Source organism: Gallalistipes aquisgranensis, assembly GCF_014982715.1.
Lineage (GTDB): Bacteria > Bacteroidota > Bacteroidia > Bacteroidales > Rikenellaceae > Gallalistipes > Gallalistipes aquisgranensis.
The window spans coordinates 71,475-93,062 of sequence record NZ_JADCJY010000002.1 but is presented as its reverse complement, the minus strand read 5'-3'; the positions used below and the strand labels follow the sequence as shown (position 1 = coordinate 93,062).

The window sequence follows — 21,588 nt, the reverse complement described above, 5'->3', positions numbered from 1 at the left end:
TTCTGATCTATTGAAATCGTGCGATTTGCCAAATGTCGGAAATGAACGACGGAACGTGCAGAATCCGGTTGTTTCCGCAGGAAATCCGCTATGGAAAAAATCGGACGACATCGAACCTTTCGAAGTTTCGTTTTAGATTCTTGTAAAGAGGCGACGGCAAGTAAAAAGAAAACGGACAAACCGCATTTTTTACGATTTGTCCGCTTTGGCTCCTCAACCAGGACTTGAACCTGGGACCCTCTGATTAACAGTCAGATGCTCTAACCAACTGAGCTATTGAGGAATGTTTCCGTTTCCCGGGAAACGCCCTTCGTCCTTCCTGAAGAGTGCTTTTTCCCGTTTTCGGTGTGCAAATATAAGCCAATTATTTGTTTATACCAAATGCTTCGCGCGAAAAACTCAAAATTTCGTTTTTTTTCGTGTTTTGCACCGCTACGAGAGCTCTTCGTCGGGTTCGAATACGGGAGCCTCGAACTCTTTGCGTCCGTCCAGACGGAACCGCAGGTAGGTGATCGGAAGCCCCTGTTTCAGGAATTGGGTTTCGTAGGCCGTCCGGATCGAAAGTATGTCGTCCGCGTAGCCCGTGCCGTAAATGTCGTCGCAGGCCGCTTCCGTTGTCAGACCGTTGCGGTCGATCACGGCTTTCGTGTAGCGGTGCAGGTGCTGGCTGTCCGTCTTCAGATGGACCGGTGCTCCGGGAGCCAGAAAGGCGGCATAGTAGCCCAGGAAAGCGGGGGCTGTCAGCCGTTTCTTGATCCGGTTCTTTTTGAGTTGCGGATCGGGAAACGTGATCCAGATGCCGTTCACCTCCCGGGGTCCGAACAGGGAGGTGATGAACTCGATCCGTGTGCGCAGGAAAGCCACGTTGTCCAGTCCCTCTTCCGTGGCGGTCTTGGCGCCCCGCCACATGCGCGCCCCCTTGATGTCCACCCCGATGAAGTTGGTTTCGGGGAACATCCTCCCCAGGGCGACCGTATATTCTCCCCGTCCGCACCCCAGTTCGAGTACGATCGGGCGGTCGTTGCCGAAAAAGTCCTGCCGCCACCGTCCTTTCAACCGGTGGTCCGTGCGGAAAACCTCTTCGAAGGCGGGTTGTACCAGATTGCGGAACGTGAGGTTCTCTTCGAAACGTCTGAGTTTGTCTTTTCCCATGAATCTATCGTGTGGTCGTAATGGTTTTCGGTTTGTCGGTAAAGGAGGAGCGGGATCATCGCCCGCCGTCCGGGACGGCCCGGATGCCGATCGCTGCGATTCCCTCCACGGGCGTTGTCCCGACCGGAGTGAAACGGAACCGGTACACCCCCTGCCGCTGCAGCCGGGCGCGTAGCCGGTAGGGTTCCTCCCGTTCGAAAAAGACGGAGTTCCGTTCGATGGCCCGGTCGAATGTTCTGCGGGGAATCCGCACCGTGATCGTCTCCCCGACGGCGAGCGAATCGGGTGCCAGGGTCTCGACGGTCAGCGGCACCTCCCGTCCGGCGGCACGTTCGTCGTAGCGGACGACTACGTACAGGTTGCAGAACGAAACGGTGTCTCCGTTGGGAAATTCTGCGGTGACGGCGTCGCCGGTCTTCCAGCCCAAGGGGTTCACGTCGGCCATGAATACCCTGTGGTCTGCCATACACCCCCATAACAGCACCGCACAGCCGATGCCGAGAAGCACTCGCATATATCTTCCTGACGGATGTTTCATGGACGGTTATGCCAGAGGACCGCCTCCTGCCGTCTGGTTCCCTCCCGGATTGTTCCCGCCGCGGTTCCCGGGCTTCTTGTGGCGTTTGGGTCGCGGACGGCGGTCGCCGCCCGTGCCGTTTCCGGACGGGGTTCCCTGTGCGGAGGCCGCGGAGTCGTTGGGCTGCCCGTTTCCGGCAGCCTGGCGGTTGTTGCCGCCCGTCCGGTTGTTCCGGTTGCGGTCGCCGCCCTTGCCGTTTCCGCCGCGCGGCTGATTCCCGTTGTCGGGTTTCGGCCCTGCCTCGCCGCCCTGTCCCTGTGCGCTCTGCCGGTTGTCGTTCTGTCCGTTGCCTCCCCGTCCGCGGTCGCGTCCCCGTCCCCGGTTCCTGCCCCGTCCTTCGCGTTTCTTGTTGTCGAAACGGGTGATGCTCTCCTCTCCGATCACGTTCACGAAATCGGGCTCCTCCTCTGCGGCGGCGGTCAGGTCGATGTCGATCAGCCGGTCGGCCTTCTTGCCCCGCTTGTTGATCTCCAGGATTTCACGGACGCGGGCCACGGGCAACGTCACCACCCCGACCATCGAATTGGGACTGGTGCTGAAACTCATCGTGCGGCCGAGAATGTCGGTCTTGACCAGATAATACTCCCCTTCGAGCGTCTGCAACGGCTGGTTGATCCTGGGAATCTCCCGGCGGGCGTCCATGTAGGTGTCCAGTTCGTAGATCAGACAGCATTTGAGCTTGCCGCACTGGCCGGCCAGTTTCTGCGGATTGAGCGAAATCTCCTGGTGCCGGGCCGAATTGGTCGTGACCGAGACGAAACTCGAGATCCACGAGGCACAGCACAACTGCCGTCCGCACGAACCCAGTCCCCCGATCCTCCCCGCTTCCTGCCGGGCTCCGATCTGCTTCATCTCCACCCGGATGCGGAAGTGCTCGGCGAAGACCTTGATCAGTTCGCGGAAATCGACCCGTTCGTCGGCGATGTAATAGAAGATGGCCTTGATCTTGTCGCCCTGGTACTCCACGTCGCCGATCTTCATGTTCAGCCCCATGTCGGCCGCGATCTGCCGCGAACGGATCATCGTCCCGTGCTCCAGCGCGATCGCCTCCTGCCATTTTTCGATGTCGTAGGGCTTGGCTTTCCGGTATATCTTCTTGAATTCTCCGTTCTGCGGATTGAACCCCACCCGCTTCATCTGCTTGGCCACCATGTCGCCCGTGAGCGAGACGATGCCGATGTCGTGGCCGGGAGAGGCCTCCACCGCCACGATGTCGCCCCGCTTGAGCGGCAGATTGTTGACGTTGCGGTAGTAGCTGCGGCGCGTATTTTTGAAACGGACTTCGAAAATGTCGTCCGGAAAGTTGTCGGGATAGCCCTCCAGCCAGTCGGTAGAGTGGAGTTTGTAGCATCCTTCGCAGGCGCGGGCCGTGGTTTCGCCCTCCCTGCGGCAGAATTCGCAGCCGCGTCCCATGTCGAGCGAGCAGCCCTCTTTATGATCTTTGCAGTCCATCGGTTATCGGTGTATGTATGTTATGCCCCTGCCGCGCCGGGCGTGCAGAAAGTCTTCAATCTACAAATATAAGGATATTTTTGTTATTTCCTCGCACCCTCCGCCGGAGTGCGGGCCACGAGCCGGGCATACTGCCTGCGGAAACGCTGGATCAGCAGCACGGCGGCGACCGACAGTCCGAGAATCAGTCCCATCCAGAGGCCGGGGGCGCCCAGTCCCAGCACGAAGGCGAAAAAGTATCCGGCCGGCAGGTTGATCACGATATAGGAGAAAAAGGCGATCACGGTGGTGATCTTCACGTCCTGCAACCCACGGAGAATGCCGATCGAGATCACCTGCAGCCCGTCCGATATCTGGAACATCGCCGCGAAAAGCAGCAGCGTGGAGGCCACCTTCACCACTTCCGGGTCGGAGGTGAACAGGAGCGGAATGTAGTTGCGCAGCAGGATGAACACCAGTGCGGTGAATACGTTCCATGCCAGACCTATGTGGTACGACGCGGTGGCGGCGAGTTTCAGTGCAACGGGGTTTCCCTGCCCGTATTCGTGGCTGACCCGGATCGTGGTGGCGGCGCCGATTCCCAGCACGATCATGAACGCGAGGTTCGAGATGACGGTCGTGATCTGGTGGCCGGCGATCTGGTAGGTGCCGATCCATCCCATCATGATGCCCGTGAGCACGAAGGCCGATCCCTCCATGAACATCTGCATGGAGATCGGGATGCCCATGGTGAGCAGCGCCCTGATCCGTTTCCACGCGAAGTTTCCCCATCGGAAAAAGGTGAAGTACCGGTTGAACGAAGCCTTCCTCCGGAAGTAGAGGATCACCCAGACGGGTGTGATGATGCGGGAGATCAGCGTGGCGAGCCCGGCCCCGGCAGCTCCCATTTCGGGAAAGCCGAACTTGCCGTAGATGAACAGGTAGTTGAACACGATGTTCACCAGGTTCGACGAAATGATGATCGTCATCGCCACCCGGGTGTTGCCCACTCCTTCCAGGAACTGTTTGAAGGCGAGGAAAAGCAGCAGCGGGATGAGGCTCCAGGCGATATAGTTGAAATAGGGGATCGCCATCTCCACCACTTCGGGCGGCTGGCCCATGCGGTGCATGAAGGGGACGATCGCCTGCGAGAGCCCGAACAGCACGAGGCTCAGTATGCCGTAGAGAAGCACGGCGTTCTGGAGGTAGACGGCCGAACTGCGGTGGTCGCGCTGGGAGAAGGAGACGCCCACCAGCGGCGTCAGCCCGAGCGAAATTCCCACGCCCACGATCATCAGCATGAAGAATACCGAGCCACCGAACGATACGGCAGCCAGCGGCAGGGCTCCCAGGCGCCCCACCATGGCGTTGTCCACCAGCTGCACGACCACCTGTCCCGCCTGCGAGAGCACGACGGGGATGGCCAGCGCGAGGTTCCTGCGGTACTGGTCCCTGTATCGGTCGAAAAAGTTCGGCATACGTTCGCGTTTCGGTTCGTGTGGAAAGGGAGCGCAAAGATAACGGTTTCCTCCCGCAATGCGAAATGCCGGCCGTAAAAAAACGGGAGCCCCTGAGTAGAAGAGGGCTCCCGTCGGTCACTCATTTATTGTCAGGCAGGGTTTTACCTTGCCGTGCGTCGCGTCATACGGCTTTTTTCAGCAGTTCGATGGCGCTGTCGGCGCATCCGATTTCGATCACGTCGCCCCGGCCTATCTCGCCGTCCACGATCTTCTGCGCGAGAGGCTCCTCCACCTGTTCGAGGATCGTGCGCTTGAGCGAACGCACTCCGTAGCGGGCCTGGTAGCCCATCTCCGCCAGCCGCGCCTTGGCCTCCGGTGTGATTTCGAGCCGGTAGCCGAGGGCTGTCACCCGGTCGTTCAGTTCGGCCAGCTCCAGGTCGACGATCCGGCCGACATCCTCCTGCGAGAGCGTGTTGAAGATGACGATGTCGTCGATCCGGTTGATGAACTCCGGAGCGAAGGTCTCCTCCAGCGCCTTGCGGTAGCCTGCCTCGCGGTTGGTCAGTTCGATCGTGCATTTGTTGCCCGTGTTGTACCCGACCACGTTGCTGCTCCGGGTCACGGCCCGCGAACCCACGTTAGAGGTCATGATGATGATCGTGTTGCGGAAATCGACCTTGCGTCCCAGACCGTCGGTCAGCTGTCCGTCGTCGAAAATCTGGAGCATGATGTTGAAGACATCCGGATGGGCCTTTTCGATCTCGTCGAACAGCACCACGGCGTAAGGCTGCCGGCGGACGCTCTCGGTCAGCTGTCCCCCTTCGTTGTAGCCCACGTATCCCGGGGGCGAGCCGATCAGCCGGCTGACGTTGTGCTTCTCCGAGTATTCGCTCATGTCCACCCGCACCAGCGCCTCCTTCCGGTCGAACAGCCAGCGGGAGAGTTCCTTGGCCAGATGGGTCTTCCCTACGCCCGTGGGACCGACGAACATGAACACTCCGATCGGCTTGTCGGGGTCTTTCAGTCCCGACCTGCTCCGCAGGATCGACCGGGTCACCTTCTCCACGGCGCTCTCCTGTCCGATCACGATGTTGCCGAGGTGACGCTCCATGTCGCGCAGGCGGGCCTGTTCCCCCTGCGACACCTTTTCTACGGGAATGCCCGTCATCGAGGTGATAACCTGTTCGATGTGTTCACCGCGCACCACTACCGGGTTCATGGCCAGTTCGCGCTGCCAGCCGGCCCGGCTTTCGGTCAGCCGGTTTTTCAGGGCCACTTCCCGGATGCGGATTTCGGCGGCCTGCTCGTACTCCTGACGCTCGATGGCCTCCCTTTTCCGCCGTCCGGCCTCTTCGATCCGGCTTTCGAGCTCGCCCAGCAGGGCGGGCTCCTTCACCTGGAAGATGTGGGCCTTCGAACCCGCTTCGTCCAGTACGTCGATCGCCTTGTCGGGGAACTGGCGGTCGGTGATGTACCGTTCGGTCAGCTCCACGCAGGCCCGCAGCGCCTCCTCCGTGTAGTGTACGTAGTGGTGTTTTTCGTAGTGGGGCTTGATGTTGCGGAGTATCTCCAGCGTCTGTGCCTTCGTGGTCGGTTCGACCAGAATCTTCTGGAAACGGCGTTCCAGTGCGCTGTCGCTCTCGATGCTCTCGCGGTATTCGTCCAGCGTGGTGGCCCCGATGCATTGCAGTTCGCCGCGGGCCAGCGCCGGCTTGAGGATGTTGGCCGTGTCGAGGCTGCCCTGCGTGCTGCCGGCCCCCACGATCGTGTGTATCTCGTCGATGAACAGGATGATGTCCCGGTTCTGCGTCAACTCCGACAGCAGGGCCTGGATGCGCTCCTCGAACTGTCCCCGGTATTTGGTCCCGGCCACCAGCGAGGTGACGTCCAGCGAATAGAGCGTCTTGCCCCGCAGCGAGTGAGGCACCTCGCGGCGGGCGATGCGCAGGGCCAGCCCTTCTACGATGGCGCTCTTGCCCACGCCGGCTTCGCCGATCAGGATCGGATTGTTTTTCTTGCGGCGCCCGAGTATCTGGATCAGCCGTTCGATCTCCTGTTCGCGTCCCACCACGGGGTCGATCTCCCCGTCGGCCGCAGCCCGCGTCAGGTTCGTGGCATGCTTCTCCAGTACGGAATCGGTACGGGAACTCCGCCGGCCGCTCTTGCGGGGAGAGGTCCCGGTGCTTTCCGATTCGTAGTAACCGTCCTCCTCCCCCGGGGGATGGATGCCTTCGAAATTCCGGATTTCGATCTGCGTGTTGCTCATCCGTTCCAGCGCCCGGAGGTCTTCGTAGAAATCCTCCTCGGCCGGAAGCTGTACGAGGTATTCGGTCACCGCCTCCGGCGAGACGTGGTATGACTCCAGCGCCCGGGTCGAGGGCAGGCTGCGGTCTTCGAGCAGGGCCACCAGCAGGTGTCCCGTGTTCAGTACGCCCGCGTGCGGGGTGAGACGGTTGTAGACTGTCTCCATCCGTTCGCAGAGCGCTGCGGCGGATGTCGTTTCGTCGTTTTTCTTCCTGCTTTTCAGAACCGTTTTTGCCAGGTCGCGCTCCACGCGCGTCTTGACCTGGTGCAGTTCCCACTCCTTGAGCAGTTTCTGCAGGATGTGGAAGGCATGACAGTTCCGTTCGCCCGCCATTCCCAGGAAAATCCTGTCCGGGCATATCTGTTCCAGACCCATTCTCCGGGCCTCGGCGAGGCTCTGCGCCAGTAGTTGTTCCAGTGCTTTCGAATGTCTGATTTGCATATTCGTTTCGTTTTTCTCCGATAGAAGAACGGAATATGCGGGTCCGATATTTTATCGGGGCCATTCGCCCACCTCGAGGTTCCGGATGTCCGTACCGTCGATTTCGAAACGCAGGGCCGTTCTAACGTGGTGGAAGCCATAGCATCCTGCCGCGCCGGGATTGAGGTAGAGCAGATCGTTTTTTTTGTCGAATTGAACCTTCAGAATGTGGGAGTGCCCGGCGACGAAGATCGAGGGACGGTCGGCCGCGATACGGGCCCACGCCCGCCTGTCGTAGCGGCCGGGGTAGCCGCCGATGTGGGTCATCAGCACCCGGAACCCCTCGCAGTCGAACAGGTCGAATTCCGGCCATGCGATGCGCACCGTCCCTCCGTCGGCATTCCCTCGTACGGCCCGCAGTGGCTTGAAGGCGGCGATCTCGTCCGAGAGTTCGATGGTGCCGATGTCGCCGGCGTGCCAGATTTCGTCCGTTTCGGCGAGGAACCCGCGCAGTTTGCCGTCGAAACAGCCATGGGTGTCCGATATGAGTCCGATCTTTTTCATGCAGGACAAAGATAGCGATTAAAATACTATCTTTATCCCGCCAAACGTTTTTCCGGTATGCAAAATCACATTCCGCTGGCGGAACGCCTGCGTCCCCGCACCCTCGAAGAGTATATCGGCCAGAGCCATCTGGTCGGTCCGGACGGCGTGTTCCGCCGTTTTCTGGAGACGGGCAACGTCCCCTCCTTCATTCTCTGGGGGCCTCCCGGAGTGGGGAAGACCACGCTGGCGAAGCTGGTGGCCGGTACGCTGGACCGTCCTTTCTATACGCTTTCGGCCGTCACTTCGGGTGTCAAGGAGGTGCGCGAGGTGATCGAACAGGCCCGGAAACAGCGCTTTTTCAATGCGGCGCCGCCGTTCCTGTTCATCGACGAGATACACCGGTTCAACAAGTCGCAGCAGGATTCCCTGCTGGGGGCCGTCGAACAGGGCGTGGTGACGCTGATCGGGGCCACGACCGAGAACCCCTCCTTCGAGGTGATCTCCCCGCTCCTCTCCCGCTGCCAGGTCTATGTCCTGAAGGCGCAGGAGGATGCCGACCTGCGTATCCTGCTCGACCGCGCCCTGCACCAGGACACGGAGCTCAAGCAGCGCAATATCCGGGTCGAGGAGACGGCCGCCCTCTTCACCTTCGCCGGAGGCGATGCCCGCAAGCTGCTCAATATCCTCGACATTCTCACCGGTGCCACGGAGGGCGACGTGGTCATCAACGACCGGAACGTCACCGAGTGTCTCCAGCAGAATATAGCCCTCTACGACAAGAACGGCGAGCAGCACTACGACGTGATCTCGGCCTTCATCAAGTCGGTGCGCGGGAGCGATCCCAATGCGGCGGTCTACTACCTGGCCCGGATGCTGGCCGGGGGCGAAGACCCGAAGTTCATCGCCCGCCGGCTGGTGATCCTGGCGGCCGAGGACATCGGGCTGGCCAACCCCAACGCTCTGCTGCTGGCCAACGCCTGTTTCGATACGGTGCACAAGATCGGGATGCCCGAGGCACGTATTCCCCTTTCGGAGGCGACGATCTATCTGGCGACCAGTCCCAAGAGCAATTCGGCCTATGCGGCCATCGGGGCGGCGCTCGATTTCGTGAACCGGGATACCACGAACCGTCCCGTCCCGCTCCACATCCGCAACGCTCCCACCAAGTTGATGAAGAACCTCGGTTATGGAGCCGATTACAAGTACGCCCACGATTACGAGGGAAATTTCGCCGACCAGGAGTTCATGCCCGAGGGAATGTCCGGCAGAAGGTTCTACATGCCGGGCGACAATACACACGAGCGTACGATCGCCGAGCGGATCAGGAATCTCTGGAAAGGGAAATACTGAGCGGACACGGACCGGGACGGCGTCCGGCCGCCTGTCGGGATGCCGTCTGCCCGGAGCGCTCCGCGGACGCAGCCTATCAGATCTTTTCGGTCAGTTTCTGCACCAGCCGGAAGTTGTTGAAGAACTCCTTGGCGAATACGCGGATCACGTTGTAGGCGGGGATGGCCAGCAGCATGCCCAGAACGCCCGCCACGCTGCCTGCGATCAGGATCACGAGGAAAATCTCGAGCGGATGCGCCTTGACCCGGTTGGAGTAGAGGGTGGGTTGCAGCACGAAGTCGTCGAATCCCTTGCATACGAGGATCGTACCGCCGATGATGAACAGCATGCCCGTGTGGGAAATGCCTGCCACGGGACTTATCAGTCCGATCAGCAGGCTGAGACCGCCGCCGATCAGGGGGCCGATATAGGGGATGACGTTCAGGATGCCCATGATGAGCCCGATGAAGAATGCGGTGCCGGCCGGCAGTCCGAATAGTATGAGCACGATCGAGATGGCCAGCATCATGATGATCGACTCGGAGACGATGCCCGTGAAGTAGCGGATCAGCAGCACGGTGATCGAGTTCAGGGCCCGGGAGATATTCTCCTCGTATTTTTTCGGGAAGACGGCCACCACCATGTCGAAGAAGAGGTGGTCCTCCTTCAGGAAGAAAAAGGTGATGAACGAGATGGAAAAGAGCGCCACCACCGTGTTCCCGATGATGGAGACGATCGAGGCGAGAATATCGTTGATGACGTTGATGTTGAAATAGGGGGCGATCTGCCGGGTGAGCGAGTCGGTCAGGGAGAAGTTCTGCGCCTGTTCCCCGAAAAGGCCGACGATCAGTTCCTGCAGCGAAGCGAGCGGTTCGCGGAACGAGTCGATGAGCTGGTGGATCTCCAGCGAGGAGAACTCGTTGAGCTTGTCGAACACCAGCGGGATGAAAAGCGTGAAGAAAGTCACCATGACGGCCCAGATGAAGGCCAGCGTCAGCAGGGCGGCCAGCCATTTGGGCATGTGCCTGCGGCGGATTTTCAGCCGGGAGAGCAGCGTCACCAGCGGCTTGCCGATGATGGCCAGCACGGCCGAGACCAGGATGTAGGCCACGATATTGCTGAAATACCACACCAGAAAGAGGATGACCGCCGTGGCGGCGATCCCGATGATGTATTTCGACAGTTTGGTCATGCTCCTCTCTTTTGCGGTACGTTTCCGGCTCTCTCCCTGCCGGGCGGGCAATATCCTGTTATTGCGGCAGCCGGGCGATCGGGGTCTGGCTGCCCGTCACCTTGTCGCCGATCGAGACCAGAATTTCCGATCCCACGGGCAGCATCAGGTCCACGCGCGAACCGAATTTGATGAAGCCGCACTTGTCGTTCTGTCCCACGCTCTTTCCCTCCTCCGCGTAGGAGACGATCCTCCGGGCGATGAGGCCCGCGATCTGGCGGAAGAGGATCGTATGCCGTCCCGTGTCGACCACGGTGGTGGTGCGTTCGTTGTCCTCGGACGACTTCGGGTGCCATGCCACCATATACTTCCCGTGGTGGTGGCGGAAATAGACCACCCTGCCTCCCACGGGGAACCAGTTGATATGGACGTTCGACAGCGACATGAAGACCGAGACCTGAATCCGGTCCTCGGCGAGGAATTCGTTCTCGGCCACCTGTTCGATGACCACCACGGTCCCGTCGGCCGGGGCGAAGACCACGCCCTCCTCCCGGACCACGGCCCGTTCCGGTTCGCGGAAGAAGGCCGCCACGAACAGAAGCACGAGCAGCATGGCGCCGCAGAGGGTCCATCCCAGCCACAGCGGCAGCAACAGTATGGCGAGCAGGGATACCGCCACGGCGATGCCGGCCGTTACGGCGATGATCGTGTATCCCTCTTTATTGATTCTCATAGGTCAGCAGAAACGGATTTACAGGGTAAAGATAATAAAATAAACGAAAACAAAGGGGGCGGAGATCAGCATGGCGTCGAAACGGTCGAGAAATCCGCCGTGGCCCGGCATCATGCGGCCCGAATCCTTGATCCCGACCGAGCGTTTGAACATCGACTCCACCAGGTCGCCCCACACACCGCTCACGGCTACCACCGCACCCAGCGCGCCCCACAGCAACGGATCGCCCCCCTGCATCCGGCCGGCCAGTATGGCCACGCCGACCGCGGCGACGATCCCTCCGGCGAATCCCTCCCATGACTTTTTCGGGGAAATCCTTTCGAAGAGCCGGTGACGTCCCAGGGCGCTTCCCGTGAGGAAAGCCCCGATGTCGTTGCTCCATACGATGAAGATGTAGCTGAGAATCACCCACGGGCGGTAGAGGATTTCGTCCCCGGCCTCCCGGATGCCCACGAAGGGGAGCAGGGCGAGCGGCAGCGTCGCATAGAGCACGCCCGCGAGCGTGACGGCAATATTGCCCAACGGATTTTCCTTTTTACGGTAGAGTTCCGCGATGAAGACGGCGGCCGTCAGCGGAATGAACGCCGCCAGTACGGCGGGGGGGCACACGCCCGCCGCCACCGTGAGGCCTCCCGCGATCAGCGCGATACCCAGCGCCGTGCCGAATCCCCGCTGCGGGGCCAGTCCCGTCGCGGCGGCGATACGGTAGAATTCCCATATCGACCCGCCTCCGATGACGGCCAGCAGAATCCCGAAACTCCACACCGAAAGGAGTACCGTTCCCAGTACCACCGCCAGCAGTACGAGGCCGCTCAGCGTGCGGATCAGAATGTTATTGGCCGTCGGATTCATCGGGGAAGAGTTCGTTCTCTTTTACCTCAGGTTTTTTCGGGACGGGAGGCGGTGGGGGCGTCGTTCTGCTCCGGGCGGAAGATGCGTGCGTTCCGTCCTTCTCCGGCGAATCTCCCCGGGCGGCGGACGTTTCCGTTTCTGCGGCGGGTTGCGGCGCTGTCGGGGCCGGTGTCTTTGCCGTTCCGGTTTCGGACGAAGCGGTTTCCTGTCCCGATTTATTCTTCTCCTCTTCGGCCCGGGCGGCGGCCTCTTCGGCCTCCTTCTGAATGTCTTTCTTGCGTTTGCCGAAAATTTTCACCAGGTCGTCCGTAAAGATCACCTCCCGTTCCAGCAGCAGTTCGGCCAGCCGGGTCAGACCTTCCCGGTGGGTGGTCAGCACCTCCTGTGCCATTTTGTACGCCTCGTCGATCACGGCACGGGCCTCCTGGTCGATCTCCTGCGCCGTTTTTTCGCTGTACGGTTTGGTCAGCGCCATGTCGCTCTGGCCTGTGGAGTCGTAGTAACTCATGTTGCCCACCTTGCCGCTCATGCCGAAGTAGGCGACCATGGCATAGGCCTGTTTCGTGGCGCGTTCCAGGTCGTTGAGGGCTCCGGTCGATATGGTGCCGAAATTCATCTCCTCCGAGGCGCGCCCGCCCAGGATGGAGGCCATTTCGTCCATCAGCTGTTCGCGCGTGGTGATCTGCCGCTCTTCGGGCAGGTACCAGGCGGCGCCGAGCGCCTTGCCGCGCGGGATGATCGTCACCTTGATCAGCGGATTGGCGTTCTCCAGAATCCAGCTGACGGTGGCGTGACCCGCCTCGTGGTAGGCGATGGTACGCTTCTCCTCCTTGGTGATGATCTTGTTCTTCTTCTCCAGACCGCCCACGATCCGGTCGATGGCGGCCAGGAAGTCCTCCCGGTCCACCGCCTTCTTGTTGCCGCGGGCCGCGATCAGGGCCGCCTCGTTGCAGACGTTGGCGATGTCGGCTCCCGAGAATCCGGGTGTCTGTTTGGCCAGGAACGAGCGGTCGAGGTTGGGCACGAGCTTCAGGTTGCGCAGGTGCACTTCGAAAATCTCCTCGCGCTCCTTCACGTCGGGCAGCCCCACTTCGATCTGCCGGTCGAACCGTCCGGCCCGCAACAGAGCCTTGTCCAGGATGTCCACCCGGTTGGTGGCGGCCAGGATGATGACCCCGGCGTTGGTGCCGAAGCCATCCATTTCGGTCAGCAACTGGTTCAGCGTGTTCTCCCGTTCGTCGTTCGACGAGAATCCGGCGTTCTTGCCGCGGGCCCGGCCGATGGCGTCGATCTCGTCGATGAAGACGATGCAGGGAGCCTTCTCCTTCGCCTGGCGGAAGAGGTCGCGCACGCGGGAGGCGCCCACGCCCACGAACATCTCCACGAAATCCGAGCCGCTGATCGAGAAGAACGGCACGTTGGCCTCCCCCGCCACGGCTTTGGCCAACAGGGTCTTGCCCGTTCCCGGAGGACCGACCAGCAGCGCTCCCTTGGGAATCTTGCCGCCCAGGTCGCGGTATTTCTGCGGGTTTTTGAGGAAGTCCACGATCTCCATGATCTCCACCTTGGCCTCTTCCAGTCCGGCCACGTCCTTGAACGTGGTCTTGACCATGCTGTCCTTGTCGAACACCTGTGCCTTGGCCTTGCCCACGTTGAAGATGCCTCCGTTGGCGCCGCCTCCGTTGCGCGACATGCTGCGCATGATCAGTATCCACACGCCGATGATCAGCGCGAAGGGGAGGATCGTGGTGAGCATGTCGGCCCACACGTTGCGGCGGCTCTCGAACATGAGCGGCACGTCCTGCCCCTTTTGGGCGATCGTGTTTTCGAAATCGGTCTGGAAATAGTCCAGCGAACCGATGTTGAAGGTCAGCTGCGCTCCGGTGCGGGGAATCGTCCGGTACTCCTTCTCCTTCGCGTATTTCTCCACGGCGGCGGGGGTGAGGTAGACTTCGGCGGTCTCCTTGTTGATTACCACGATCTTCTGTACGTCGCCCTGCTGGATCATCTCCTTCACCACGTTCCAGTTGGAGGTGGCCGGGGCGGCGCCCGTGCCCATGAGCGACCAGACGATCAGGATGAGGGCGATCAGTCCGTATCCCCAGAATATGTTGAATTTCGGCTTCCGGAAGCCTCCCGGCTTCGGTATGTTGTTCGGTTGTGTAGCCATCGGCTCTCTTCTTAATGTGTTAAGTTAATGTCGGTCTAACCGGTAAACGGGAATTTCCCGAATATGTTGTTTCCCCGGTCCCCGGCCGCTATTCCTCCTCCCGGTAGGCGGTCGCGGGTGCGTCGGCCCACAACTCCTCCAGTTTGTAGAAGTCGCGCAGTTCGGTCTGGAAAATGTGCACCATCACGTCGCCGTAGTCCATGACCACCCACAGGCTGTTGTTCAGCCCCTCCACGCGCCACACCTTCTGGCCGAGGGTCTCTTCCACCTTCTCCTCCACGCCCGCGGCGATGGCGGCCACCTGCGTGGTCGAGTCGGCGTTGCAGATCACGAAAGCGGAGGTGATGGCCCCGTCGAAATCCGACAGGTCGAGCGCCACGACGTTCTTTCCCTTCTTATCCTGTATGGCACCGACGATGGTGTCGATCAGTTCGTTCATAAAATCAGTACAATAAGTGTTAAGTCCGCAAATGTACGAAATTTTTCATAATATCCGCGAGAGTGGTTCCCAACAAATATCCTGCAAATACTTTTTGCCCCCCGTGCAACGTTTTTCCGCCGGGGTGCATCTATCCTCTGAAAACGGCAAAAAAAGAATAGGTTTAATAAAAAACGATTATGAAACGTTTACTGAAAATTTCATTGGTGCTGGGCCTGCTCGCTGCGGGGTTCAGTGCGTGCGACGACGATGACGGGTACAGCCTCGACAAGTTCTGGATCAGCTACGGCGTGATCGAGGGCAACGGCGACGACTACGTGCGGGACTACACGATCCGGCTGGACAACGGCTCGCGTCTGCTGCTTTCGGCCAACCTGGTTCCCGGGTGGCCCGTGAAGGACGGCCAGCGCGTGATCGCCAACTATACCATTCTGGGCGACTCGCCCAGAATGGACGGTACGAAAGACTACTACGTGCGGCTGAACATGCTCTACGATGTGCTGTCGAAGGATGTCGTGAAACAGAGTTTCATCGACGAGGACGAGGAGGTGCGCGAGGACAGCATCGGACATGATCCCATCGACGTGGCCGAAGCGTGGTTCGGCGGCGGGTTCCTGAACATCACGTTCGAAATCCTGCACGGCGGGGGGACCCACTTCATCAACTTGGTGCAGGACGACGCACGCATCAGCGGCGACTCCGTCTTCCTGACCCTGCGCCACAACGCGTACAGCGATCCGCAGGCTTATCGCGGGTTCGGCTACGTCTCCTTCGACATGGTGCCGCTGGTGCCCGAGGGCAAGACCGAACTGCCCGTACGCCTCACGTGGGAGGGGTACGACGGTCAGACCCATTCCGACACCGGTACGTTCAAGCTGAACGCTCCGGCCACGGCTCCCGAGTCCGCGCTGCGGCTCGATCAGATCGCCACATCTGTGGAATAGCAACATATTGGATTAAGGTGGGGTGCGGGCGGTCTTCGGGTCGCCCGCACTTTTTTCCGTCCCGAAGCGCACCGGCCGGGAAACAGCGTGCGTGAGTGTTTATTTTTGTCCGGAGGCGCTGTCCGTGCGGGTGCCGCCCGTTTCGCGGACGAATGTCCGGATGATCTCCGCGCATTTTTCGGGCTCTTCCAGGAAGCTCATGTGTCCGGAGTGCTCCATCCATGCCACCCGGGCCTGCGGATGGCCGGCGATCATCTTTTCGGCAACCGGCGCGGTGATGTATTCGTCTCCGCGTCCCAGGATGAAGAGCTGCGGGACCGGGCTGTCGCGCAGGGTCCCGTTCGCATCGGCCCGCCCGCACATGCCGCGCAGGAGCGCCGTGATCCCCTCGTCCTCGGTCAGCAGGATCTGGTCGGCGAGCTCTCCGATCCTGCCGGCCATGCGGGACCGGTTCTCCGCCGCGAACCCCTTGTCCGGGGTCATGCGGGCCAGCAGGTCTTTCCGGCCCGCCTCCACCAGCTCGATCTCCCGCTGCCGCTGTTCGCGCTTGGTCTCGGAATCGGGATTGGGCGTGGAGTGCAGCAGGATGATTCCCGACAGCATCTCCGGATATTTGCGGAGAAATTCCAGCGCCACGTAGCCGCCCATGGAGTGGCCCACCACGCAGCAGCGTTTCACGCCGAGCCCGGTGAGAACGGAGTGGACGACATCGGCTTCGAATTCCATGGAGTGGACCTTCCCTTTCACCTCCGAAATGCCGTGCCCCGGCAGGTCCGGCGCCACGACCCGGAAGGGAGGGGAGAGCAGGGGTATGAATTCGTCCCACACCTCGATCGACTCCAGATAGCCGTGCAGCAGCACGATGGCGGGTTCCTCCCCGCGATTGTCCCGGACGCGCGTGGCGCAGCCGTCCGCCATGATGAATTTTTCCATATCCGATCAAAAAAATCTGCGGTTTCCCGTCGGGAAACCGCAGCAAGATAGCCAAAATTTTCCGGAATCCGCTACCGGAAGGTAAAGCGGATACCTGCCCGCAGGTTGAAACCCGTGGGGTGTTCCGTGCGGTAGCTGGCCGGCTGGTTGCTGTTTTCGAAGTAGTGGCTGATGCCCGGTTCGACGTAGAGGCCCACCGTACGGCTGATATTGAACATGGCACCGGCGGCGGCTCCCACGGAGGTCTGGAGCCCGTGCGACTCCACGTCTGCGGTCTCCGTGCGGCTCGATCCCGCCATGTCCATGCTGATCCGTCCTTTCTGCCGGCCCGAAATGAGCACTTCGGCGGTCGCCCCCGCCCGGACGTAGAGGTCGAGGTAACGGCTGTCCACCAGCGTGTAGGTGGCCGACAGGGGAATGCCCAGGTAGTGCAGGTCCTGTTCCCGGTAGTAGTCGAACCGGCCCTTGTTCTCGGTCTCCGAATGGAGGTGGGTGTAGAGGAGGCCCGTTTCCAGCGCGAACCGCCCCGAGAGCCGGAAGCCGACGCTCGCCCCGAATGTGACGGGGGTGCGGTGGCGGTAGGTGCTTTCGAGGGTCTCCGACTTCGATGTGTAGCCCTCTCCCTCCGCAATGAGGATGTCGTCGCCGGAGGGTCGCATCACGCTCTCCATCATCAGCAGGTTGCCCGAGCGTGTCTGCGGCGTTCCGATGCCCGTGCTGTTGAAGTCGCCGCCCGTCAGGTTGTCGGCGTAAAGGGTGGCCGAGACGCCGCGTGCCCTCTTCCGTTTCCGTGCGGGCCGCTCCTCTTCCTCCCGGACATTTCTGTACCATTCCGGTTCCCGGGCCGGGGGCTCTTCCCGGACCGTTTCGGAGTTGTTTTCGGGCCGTTCCGCAGGGAACTCCGTATCGTCTTTCGGGAAGGCTCGGCTTTCGGCGGCATGTCCGGCGGGTTCCGGACCGGCGTTTGCTGTGTTTTCCTCCTTTGCCGGGAAACGGAGGGCCGTCATCGGGACGGAGGCGGAAGCCGACGAAAGGGAGGCGATCGCCCGTGCGGGACGTCGTGTCTCTTCTTCCGGCCCGGCGTCCGGAAGTGCGTCCGGAACGGGAACGGCAGTTCGTGCCGTGGTGTCCGGAAGCCCGACGGGGGCTCTCTTTTCCGTCTCCTTACCTGCCGGAGCCGGAAGTTCGGTGTGCAGGGCCGTCAGCGGCTGTTCCTGCCGGCGGAGGTAGAAGTTGGCGGCCAGCGCCAGCAGCAGGCTGGCCGCGGCGGCGTAACGCCACAGAACCGTTTTCCGCCGCGAAGTCTCTTTCTCCGTGGCCGGGCGTCTTTCCGTTTCCGTCCGCAGGGGGGAGACATCCGTCAGATCGGCCTCGATCCGCGACCACAGGTCGGCGGGAGGCGTCATCCGGTTCTCTTTCAGTTTTTGCCGGAGCAGGTCGTCCAATCGGTCCCTTTCCATGGCATATTATATTAATTCCTTGTTTTTCATGATCTCAGTCAGTTTCACCCGCGCCCGGGAGTATTGCGAGCGCGAGGTGTTTTCGCTGATCCCCATCATCTCGGCCACCTCCTTGTGGGAATAGCCCTCTACGGCGTAGAGGTTGAGGATCGTGCGATAGCCCTCGGGAAGCTCGCCGATACACTCCAGCAGTTCGTCGGCCGACATCTTCTCCACGGCCGTGACCTGCCGGTCGCTCAGGGAGTACATCCCTTCGATCTGGTCCGATTCCGACAGCGGGTTCCGCTTACGGAGGTATCCCAGTGCCGTGTTGACGAAGATCCGCCGGCACCACCCCTCGAACGAGCCCTCGCCCCGGAACTCCCCGATTTTGGTGTAGAGGGTGATGAATCCGTCGTGGAGCAGGTCTTCGGCCGTGGCGGGGTCTTTCACGTAACGGCGGCAGACACCATACATCGCCCCGCCGTACCGCTCGTAGAGCTCCCGGCGTGCCGATGCATTTCCCTTGCGACATCCTTCGATGATCTCTTGCTCGGTCACAATCGGAATACAGGTTTCTTGATTAGAAGATGCAAAGTACGGTAAGATTGTTGCATCTGCAAATTTTTTTTACCTTTGGACAATTAAATGATCCGGCCTTATGGAGAGTAAGAAGATTGGGATAGCCTCCGACCATGCAGGTTATCAGATGAAAGAGTTCCTGGTGGGGTATCTCGGCAGCCTCGGTTACGACGTTTACGATTTCGGATGCGACAGCGAGGAGAGCTGCGACTATCCCGATTATGCCCATCCGCTGGCCTGCGCCATCGAACGCGGCGAGCTTCCGTGCGGCATTTCGCTCTGCGGTTCGGGAAACGGTATCTCCATGACGCTCAACAAACACCAGGGTATCCGGGCCGCCCTGTGCTGGATGCCCGAGATCGCCGAACTGGCCCGCCGCCACAACGACGCGAACGTCTGCTCGCTCCCGGCCCGCTTTATCGACAATGCCGAAGCCGTGCAGATCGTGGATGCCTTCCTTGCCACCTCTTTCGAGGGGGGGCGCCACGCGCGCCGCATCGGGAAGATTCCCGTGTCCGCCTGTCCCGCAGAGGCGGGAAATCCTGCGAAGAAATAGAAAGTCGTCAGCCGACGATGAATTCGATCTCCTTGAACAGATAGCTTTTCAGGGAGCCGTCCCCGTGTTCCACGACCAGTTCCCCGGCCGGTTCCACGCGGCGGATCGTGCCCCGGAACCTCCGTCCGTCGGGAGCGGCGTACCATGCGGGCGTATCCAGCCGGTAGAGCCGGGCGTGGTAGTCCCTTTCCAGTGTGGCGACATCGCCCTCTTCCAGCATCCGGTAACGTGCGCGTACCTTCGCGCAGAGGTCGGTCAGCAGCGCGCTCCGGTCGAATGTCCGTCCGGCGGCCGCATGCAGCGAGATGGGATTGGGCAGGCCCGGGCTGAACGACTCCTGGTTGACGTTGAGCCCGATTCCGGCGATACTGCGCCGGAGGGTCGTGCCGCACAGGTCGTTCTCGATCAGGATGCCGGCCGCCTTGCGGTCGCCGATATAGATGTCGTTGGGCCATTTGATGCGGGCTTCGATGCCGGCCGATTCGAGCGTGTCGGCGATGCCGAGGCAGATCGTCTCCGAGAGGTAGAACTGGCATTCGGCCGGGAGGAACGCGGGTTCCAGTACGATCGAGAAGGTCAGGTTCCGGCCCGGCCGGCTCTCCCACGAGTTGCCCCGCTGGCCCCGGCCGGCCGTCTGCTCTTCGGCCAGGACGATGTCGCCGTGGCGGAACTCCGGACGGCGGGCTTCGTCGTTGGTGGAACGGGTCACGGACAGGCAGACTGTCCGGGTGCCGGGGAACACGCCGGGCATGTCCGCCGGGAAAGAGGGCGCGGGGTGGGATAAGGTTCGGTTATGCATGATTCGTTTTCAGTTCCGTGATGTCTTCCGATATGCGGACGACCATGTCGGCCAGCTGTTCGATCCGGGTGATCAGGTCGGCGAAGATGATGCCCGCCTGGCGGGAGTTCTCCTCGTCCGTTCCCGTTCCGAGGTACTGTTCCCGCAGGGAAGAGCGGACGGCGTCGATCTTCTCCTCGATGCTCAGGGCCGTTTCCAGTCCGGGGGCCCTCTGCGGGTCGGCTTCCAGGTTGCGGAGCATCACCTCGAAGGCTTCGCAGGTCAGCTCCATCATCCGGGTCGCCCCTTCGCGCATGGCGGTGCCGAACCAGATGCCGCGCTCTTTCTTGGCCCGGAGCAGTTTGGCGATGCTGTAATTGCAGTCCGAAAGGATTTCCACGTCCGATATGAGCCGGAACAGCGTTTCGATGTTCCGCTTGGCGTCGGCCCCGATATCTTCCCGGGAGGCTCTGCCGAGGAAGGTGTACAGTTCATTGCGGGTTCGGTCGCTGGCCTCCTCCGTCTGTTCGATCCGACGGTAGATGGTGCCGAACTCCTCCCCGTTGGTCTCCCGGAAAAGGGCTTTCACGTCGCGGAACATCGCGGCCGTCCTGCGGGCGTATCCGGTCAGTTCCTGCTGGGCCTGTACGATCGAGATGCCTCCCGTGGAGAGCAGCGCCGAACTCAGGTAGTGCAGGCGGGAGGAGCCCCGTGTGCCGCGGGTGCCCGGGATCAGCCGGATCGTGAGACGGGCCAGCTGGGGAATGAATCCGGCCAGCAGCAGGGCATTGGTCAGGTTGAACATCGTGTGGAAAAAGGCGAGGTAGACCGGGGCCGCGGCCGGATCGGCGCAGGGCGAGGCGGTGCCCAGCGTCCCGGCGAGGGCGCAGATCGCCCGTACGGCGAGCGGCAGCAGCGGCAGTGCCCACAGCACGCCGATCACGTTGAAGAGCGTGTGGGCCAGGGCCGTGCGTTTTCCGTCGGTGTTGGTCATGATGGCGGCGATGTTGGCCGTGGAGGTGGTGCCGATGTTTTCGCCGAGGATCATGGCTGCTCCGCATTCGAACGGAATCCAGCCTCCTCCGCACAGGACGAGCGTCAGCGCCATCGTGGCGCTGGAAGACTGGAGGACGGCCGTGACCAGCAGGCCGATGCCCGCGAAGCAGAGCAGCGGCAGATAGCCTCCGCCTTCCTGCCGGTCGAGGTAGTGCGTCAGGTCTCCGTCGCCGGAGAGCGTGCCGAATGCCCCTTCGAGCGACCGGATGGCCAGCAGCAGAAGGGCGAATCCGATGATGAAACCGCCCGCCGATTTCCATTTTTCGTTCCGGAGCACCAGCATCGGAAACCCGACGGCCACCAGCGGAAGGGCTGCCATGCCCAGGTCCAGTTCGAAGCCGAAGAGGGCGATGATCCAGGCCGTGGCCGTGGTGCCGATATTGGCGCCCATGATCATGCCGATCGCCTGGGTGAGGGTCAGCAGGCCCGCATGGACGAAGCTCACGATCATGACCGTCGAGGCGCTCGACGACTGGATCACGGCCGTGACGATACCCCCCACCGCCACGCCCCGCAGGGGGGTGGCGCTCACCGTGCGCAGGATGCGGCGCATCCGTACGCCGGCCATCTTCTGCAACGCTTCGCTCATGCACTTCATCCCGTAGAGGAAGAGCCCGAGCGAGCCCAGAATGACGAGTATCTGCATGAATACGTTCTGCATCGGAGCGGTTTGAATGGGCAAAAGTACGAATAAAAAGGGCAGAATCCTCCGATC

Annotated in this window: 19 protein-coding genes and 1 tRNA gene; 3 read left to right on the top strand and 17 right to left on the bottom strand. The window is 61.3% G+C overall.

Features of this window, described 5'->3' with window-relative positions; all coding sequences use genetic code 11:
• Positions 1-206: 206 nt before the first annotated feature.
• From INF32_RS09725 to INF32_RS09695, 7 genes are all read right to left on the bottom strand, one after another.
• Positions 207-283 (bottom strand) — tRNA-Asn (locus INF32_RS09725).
• Between the two features lie 149 nt (positions 284-432).
• The gene (trmB, locus tag INF32_RS09720) at positions 433-1,152 is read right to left on the bottom strand and encodes a tRNA (guanosine(46)-N7)-methyltransferase TrmB (RefSeq protein WP_226388208.1); all 720 of its coding nucleotides are present in this window, start codon (positions 1,150-1,152) and stop codon (positions 433-435) included.
• Positions 1,153-1,207: 55 nt separating this feature from the next.
• Positions 1,208-1,666, bottom strand: coding sequence for a gliding motility lipoprotein GldH (locus INF32_RS09715; RefSeq protein ID WP_226388207.1), 459 nt, complete (start codon positions 1,664-1,666; stop codon positions 1,208-1,210).
• A gap of 30 nt (positions 1,667-1,696) precedes the next feature.
• On the bottom strand, positions 1,697-3,181 hold the full coding sequence (locus tag INF32_RS09710; RefSeq protein ID WP_226388206.1) for a PSP1 domain-containing protein: 1,485 nt from the start codon (positions 3,179-3,181) through the stop codon (positions 1,697-1,699).
• Between the two features lie 83 nt (positions 3,182-3,264).
• Positions 3,265-4,638 carry an MATE family efflux transporter gene (locus tag INF32_RS09705; RefSeq protein ID WP_226388205.1) on the bottom strand — a complete coding sequence of 458 codons (1,374 nt, stop codon included), beginning with the start codon at positions 4,636-4,638 and terminating at the stop codon, positions 3,265-3,267.
• 163 nt (positions 4,639-4,801) lie between these two features.
• Positions 4,802-7,366 carry an ATP-dependent Clp protease ATP-binding subunit gene (locus tag INF32_RS09700; RefSeq protein WP_226388204.1) on the bottom strand — a complete coding sequence of 855 codons (2,565 nt, stop codon included), beginning with the start codon at positions 7,364-7,366 and terminating at the stop codon, positions 4,802-4,804.
• Between the two features lie 51 nt (positions 7,367-7,417).
• Positions 7,418-7,909 (bottom strand): metallophosphoesterase family protein, encoded by a 492-nt coding sequence (locus INF32_RS09695; RefSeq protein WP_226388203.1) that lies wholly within the window; start codon positions 7,907-7,909, stop codon positions 7,418-7,420.
• A gap of 57 nt (positions 7,910-7,966) precedes the next feature.
• On the opposite strand from INF32_RS09695, the gene INF32_RS09690 reads away from it, so the two are divergent.
• Entirely contained in the window at positions 7,967-9,241 is a 1,275-nt protein-coding gene (locus INF32_RS09690) for a replication-associated recombination protein A (RefSeq protein WP_226388202.1), read from the top strand.
• 76 nt (positions 9,242-9,317) lie between these two features.
• Here INF32_RS09690 and INF32_RS09685 read toward each other — a convergent pair whose 3' ends face one another.
• From INF32_RS09685 to rsfS, 5 genes are all read right to left on the bottom strand, one after another.
• Positions 9,318-10,412, bottom strand: coding sequence for an AI-2E family transporter (locus INF32_RS09685; RefSeq protein WP_226388201.1), 1,095 nt, complete (start codon positions 10,410-10,412; stop codon positions 9,318-9,320).
• Between the two features lie 58 nt (positions 10,413-10,470).
• Positions 10,471-11,124 carry a phosphatidylserine decarboxylase family protein gene (locus tag INF32_RS09680; protein ID WP_226388200.1) on the bottom strand — a complete coding sequence of 218 codons (654 nt, stop codon included), beginning with the start codon at positions 11,122-11,124 and terminating at the stop codon, positions 10,471-10,473.
• 18 nt (positions 11,125-11,142) lie between these two features.
• Positions 11,143-11,976: a phosphatidate cytidylyltransferase gene (locus INF32_RS09675; RefSeq protein ID WP_226388199.1), complete on the bottom strand. Its 834-nt coding sequence runs from the start codon at positions 11,974-11,976 to the stop codon at positions 11,143-11,145.
• On the bottom strand, positions 11,957-14,146 hold the full coding sequence (ftsH, locus tag INF32_RS09670) for an ATP-dependent zinc metalloprotease FtsH (RefSeq protein ID WP_226388198.1): 2,190 nt from the start codon (positions 14,144-14,146) through the stop codon (positions 11,957-11,959). The genes INF32_RS09675 and ftsH overlap by 20 nt, the downstream gene beginning before the upstream one ends.
• A gap of 88 nt (positions 14,147-14,234) precedes the next feature.
• A complete protein-coding gene (gene rsfS, locus INF32_RS09665) occupies positions 14,235-14,585 on the bottom strand; it encodes a ribosome silencing factor (RefSeq protein WP_226388197.1) in 351 nt (116 codons plus the stop codon).
• Positions 14,586-14,764: 179 nt separating this feature from the next.
• Between rsfS and INF32_RS09660 the strand changes: the two genes are divergently transcribed.
• On the top strand, positions 14,765-15,529 hold the full coding sequence (locus INF32_RS09660; protein ID WP_226388196.1) for a NigD1/NigD2 family lipoprotein: 765 nt from the start codon (positions 14,765-14,767) through the stop codon (positions 15,527-15,529).
• 99 nt (positions 15,530-15,628) lie between these two features.
• Here INF32_RS09660 and INF32_RS09655 read toward each other — a convergent pair whose 3' ends face one another.
• From INF32_RS09655 to INF32_RS09645, 3 genes are all read right to left on the bottom strand, one after another.
• Positions 15,629-16,462, bottom strand: coding sequence for an alpha/beta fold hydrolase (locus INF32_RS09655; protein WP_226388195.1), 834 nt, complete (start codon positions 16,460-16,462; stop codon positions 15,629-15,631).
• Between the two features lie 71 nt (positions 16,463-16,533).
• Entirely contained in the window at positions 16,534-17,922 is a 1,389-nt protein-coding gene (locus INF32_RS09650; protein WP_226388194.1) for a porin family protein, read from the bottom strand.
• Positions 17,923-17,928: 6 nt separating this feature from the next.
• Positions 17,929-18,462, bottom strand: coding sequence for an RNA polymerase sigma factor (locus INF32_RS09645; protein WP_226388193.1), 534 nt, complete (start codon positions 18,460-18,462; stop codon positions 17,929-17,931).
• Between the two features lie 100 nt (positions 18,463-18,562).
• On the opposite strand from INF32_RS09645, the gene rpiB reads away from it, so the two are divergent.
• Positions 18,563-19,039: a ribose 5-phosphate isomerase B gene (gene rpiB, locus INF32_RS09640; protein WP_226388192.1), complete on the top strand. Its 477-nt coding sequence runs from the start codon at positions 18,563-18,565 to the stop codon at positions 19,037-19,039.
• A gap of 7 nt (positions 19,040-19,046) precedes the next feature.
• On the opposite strand, the gene INF32_RS09635 is transcribed toward rpiB, so the two are convergent.
• Together INF32_RS09635 and INF32_RS09630 are read right to left on the bottom strand one after the other, a co-directional pair.
• Positions 19,047-19,838: a biotin--[acetyl-CoA-carboxylase] ligase gene (locus tag INF32_RS09635; RefSeq protein WP_317172710.1), complete on the bottom strand. Its 792-nt coding sequence runs from the start codon at positions 19,836-19,838 to the stop codon at positions 19,047-19,049.
• Positions 19,831-21,534 carry a Na/Pi cotransporter family protein gene (locus tag INF32_RS09630; protein ID WP_226388191.1) on the bottom strand — a complete coding sequence of 568 codons (1,704 nt, stop codon included), beginning with the start codon at positions 21,532-21,534 and terminating at the stop codon, positions 19,831-19,833. The genes INF32_RS09635 and INF32_RS09630 overlap by 8 nt, the downstream gene beginning before the upstream one ends.
• Between the last annotated feature and the right edge of the window lie 54 nt (positions 21,535-21,588).

Excerpts from the sequence above, each read along its gene's own strand:
- trmB (WP_226388208.1), bottom strand. The coding sequence starts at position 1,152 with ATGGGAAAAGACAAACTCAGACGTTTCGAAGAGAACCTCACGTTCCGC.
- INF32_RS09715 (WP_226388207.1), bottom strand. The coding sequence starts at position 1,666 with ATGCGAGTGCTTCTCGGCATCGGCTGTGCGGTGCTGTTATGGGGGTGT.
- INF32_RS09710 (WP_226388206.1), bottom strand. The coding sequence starts at position 3,181 with ATGGACTGCAAAGATCATAAAGAGGGCTGCTCGCTCGACATGGGACGC.
- INF32_RS09705 (WP_226388205.1), bottom strand. The coding sequence starts at position 4,638 with ATGCCGAACTTTTTCGACCGATACAGGGACCAGTACCGCAGGAACCTC.
- INF32_RS09700 (WP_226388204.1), bottom strand. The coding sequence starts at position 7,366 with ATGCAAATCAGACATTCGAAAGCACTGGAACAACTACTGGCGCAGAGC.
- INF32_RS09695 (WP_226388203.1), bottom strand. The coding sequence starts at position 7,909 with ATGAAAAAGATCGGACTCATATCGGACACCCATGGCTGTTTCGACGGC.
- INF32_RS09690 (WP_226388202.1), top strand. The coding sequence starts at position 7,967 with ATGCAAAATCACATTCCGCTGGCGGAACGCCTGCGTCCCCGCACCCTC.
- INF32_RS09685 (WP_226388201.1), bottom strand. The coding sequence starts at position 10,412 with ATGACCAAACTGTCGAAATACATCATCGGGATCGCCGCCACGGCGGTC.
- INF32_RS09680 (WP_226388200.1), bottom strand. The coding sequence starts at position 11,124 with ATGAGAATCAATAAAGAGGGATACACGATCATCGCCGTAACGGCCGGC.
- INF32_RS09675 (WP_226388199.1), bottom strand. The coding sequence starts at position 11,976 with ATGAATCCGACGGCCAATAACATTCTGATCCGCACGCTGAGCGGCCTC.
- ftsH (WP_226388198.1), bottom strand. The coding sequence starts at position 14,146 with ATGGCTACACAACCGAACAACATACCGAAGCCGGGAGGCTTCCGGAAG.
- rsfS (WP_226388197.1), bottom strand. The coding sequence starts at position 14,585 with ATGAACGAACTGATCGACACCATCGTCGGTGCCATACAGGATAAGAAG.
- INF32_RS09660 (WP_226388196.1), top strand. The coding sequence starts at position 14,765 with ATGAAACGTTTACTGAAAATTTCATTGGTGCTGGGCCTGCTCGCTGCG.
- INF32_RS09655 (WP_226388195.1), bottom strand. The coding sequence starts at position 16,462 with ATGGAAAAATTCATCATGGCGGACGGCTGCGCCACGCGCGTCCGGGAC.
- INF32_RS09650 (WP_226388194.1), bottom strand. The coding sequence starts at position 17,922 with ATGGAAAGGGACCGATTGGACGACCTGCTCCGGCAAAAACTGAAAGAG.
- rpiB (WP_226388192.1), top strand. The coding sequence starts at position 18,563 with ATGGAGAGTAAGAAGATTGGGATAGCCTCCGACCATGCAGGTTATCAG.
- INF32_RS09635 (WP_317172710.1), bottom strand. The coding sequence starts at position 19,838 with ATGCATAACCGAACCTTATCCCACCCCGCGCCCTCTTTCCCGGCGGAC.
- INF32_RS09630 (WP_226388191.1), bottom strand. The coding sequence starts at position 21,534 with ATGCAGAACGTATTCATGCAGATACTCGTCATTCTGGGCTCGCTCGGG.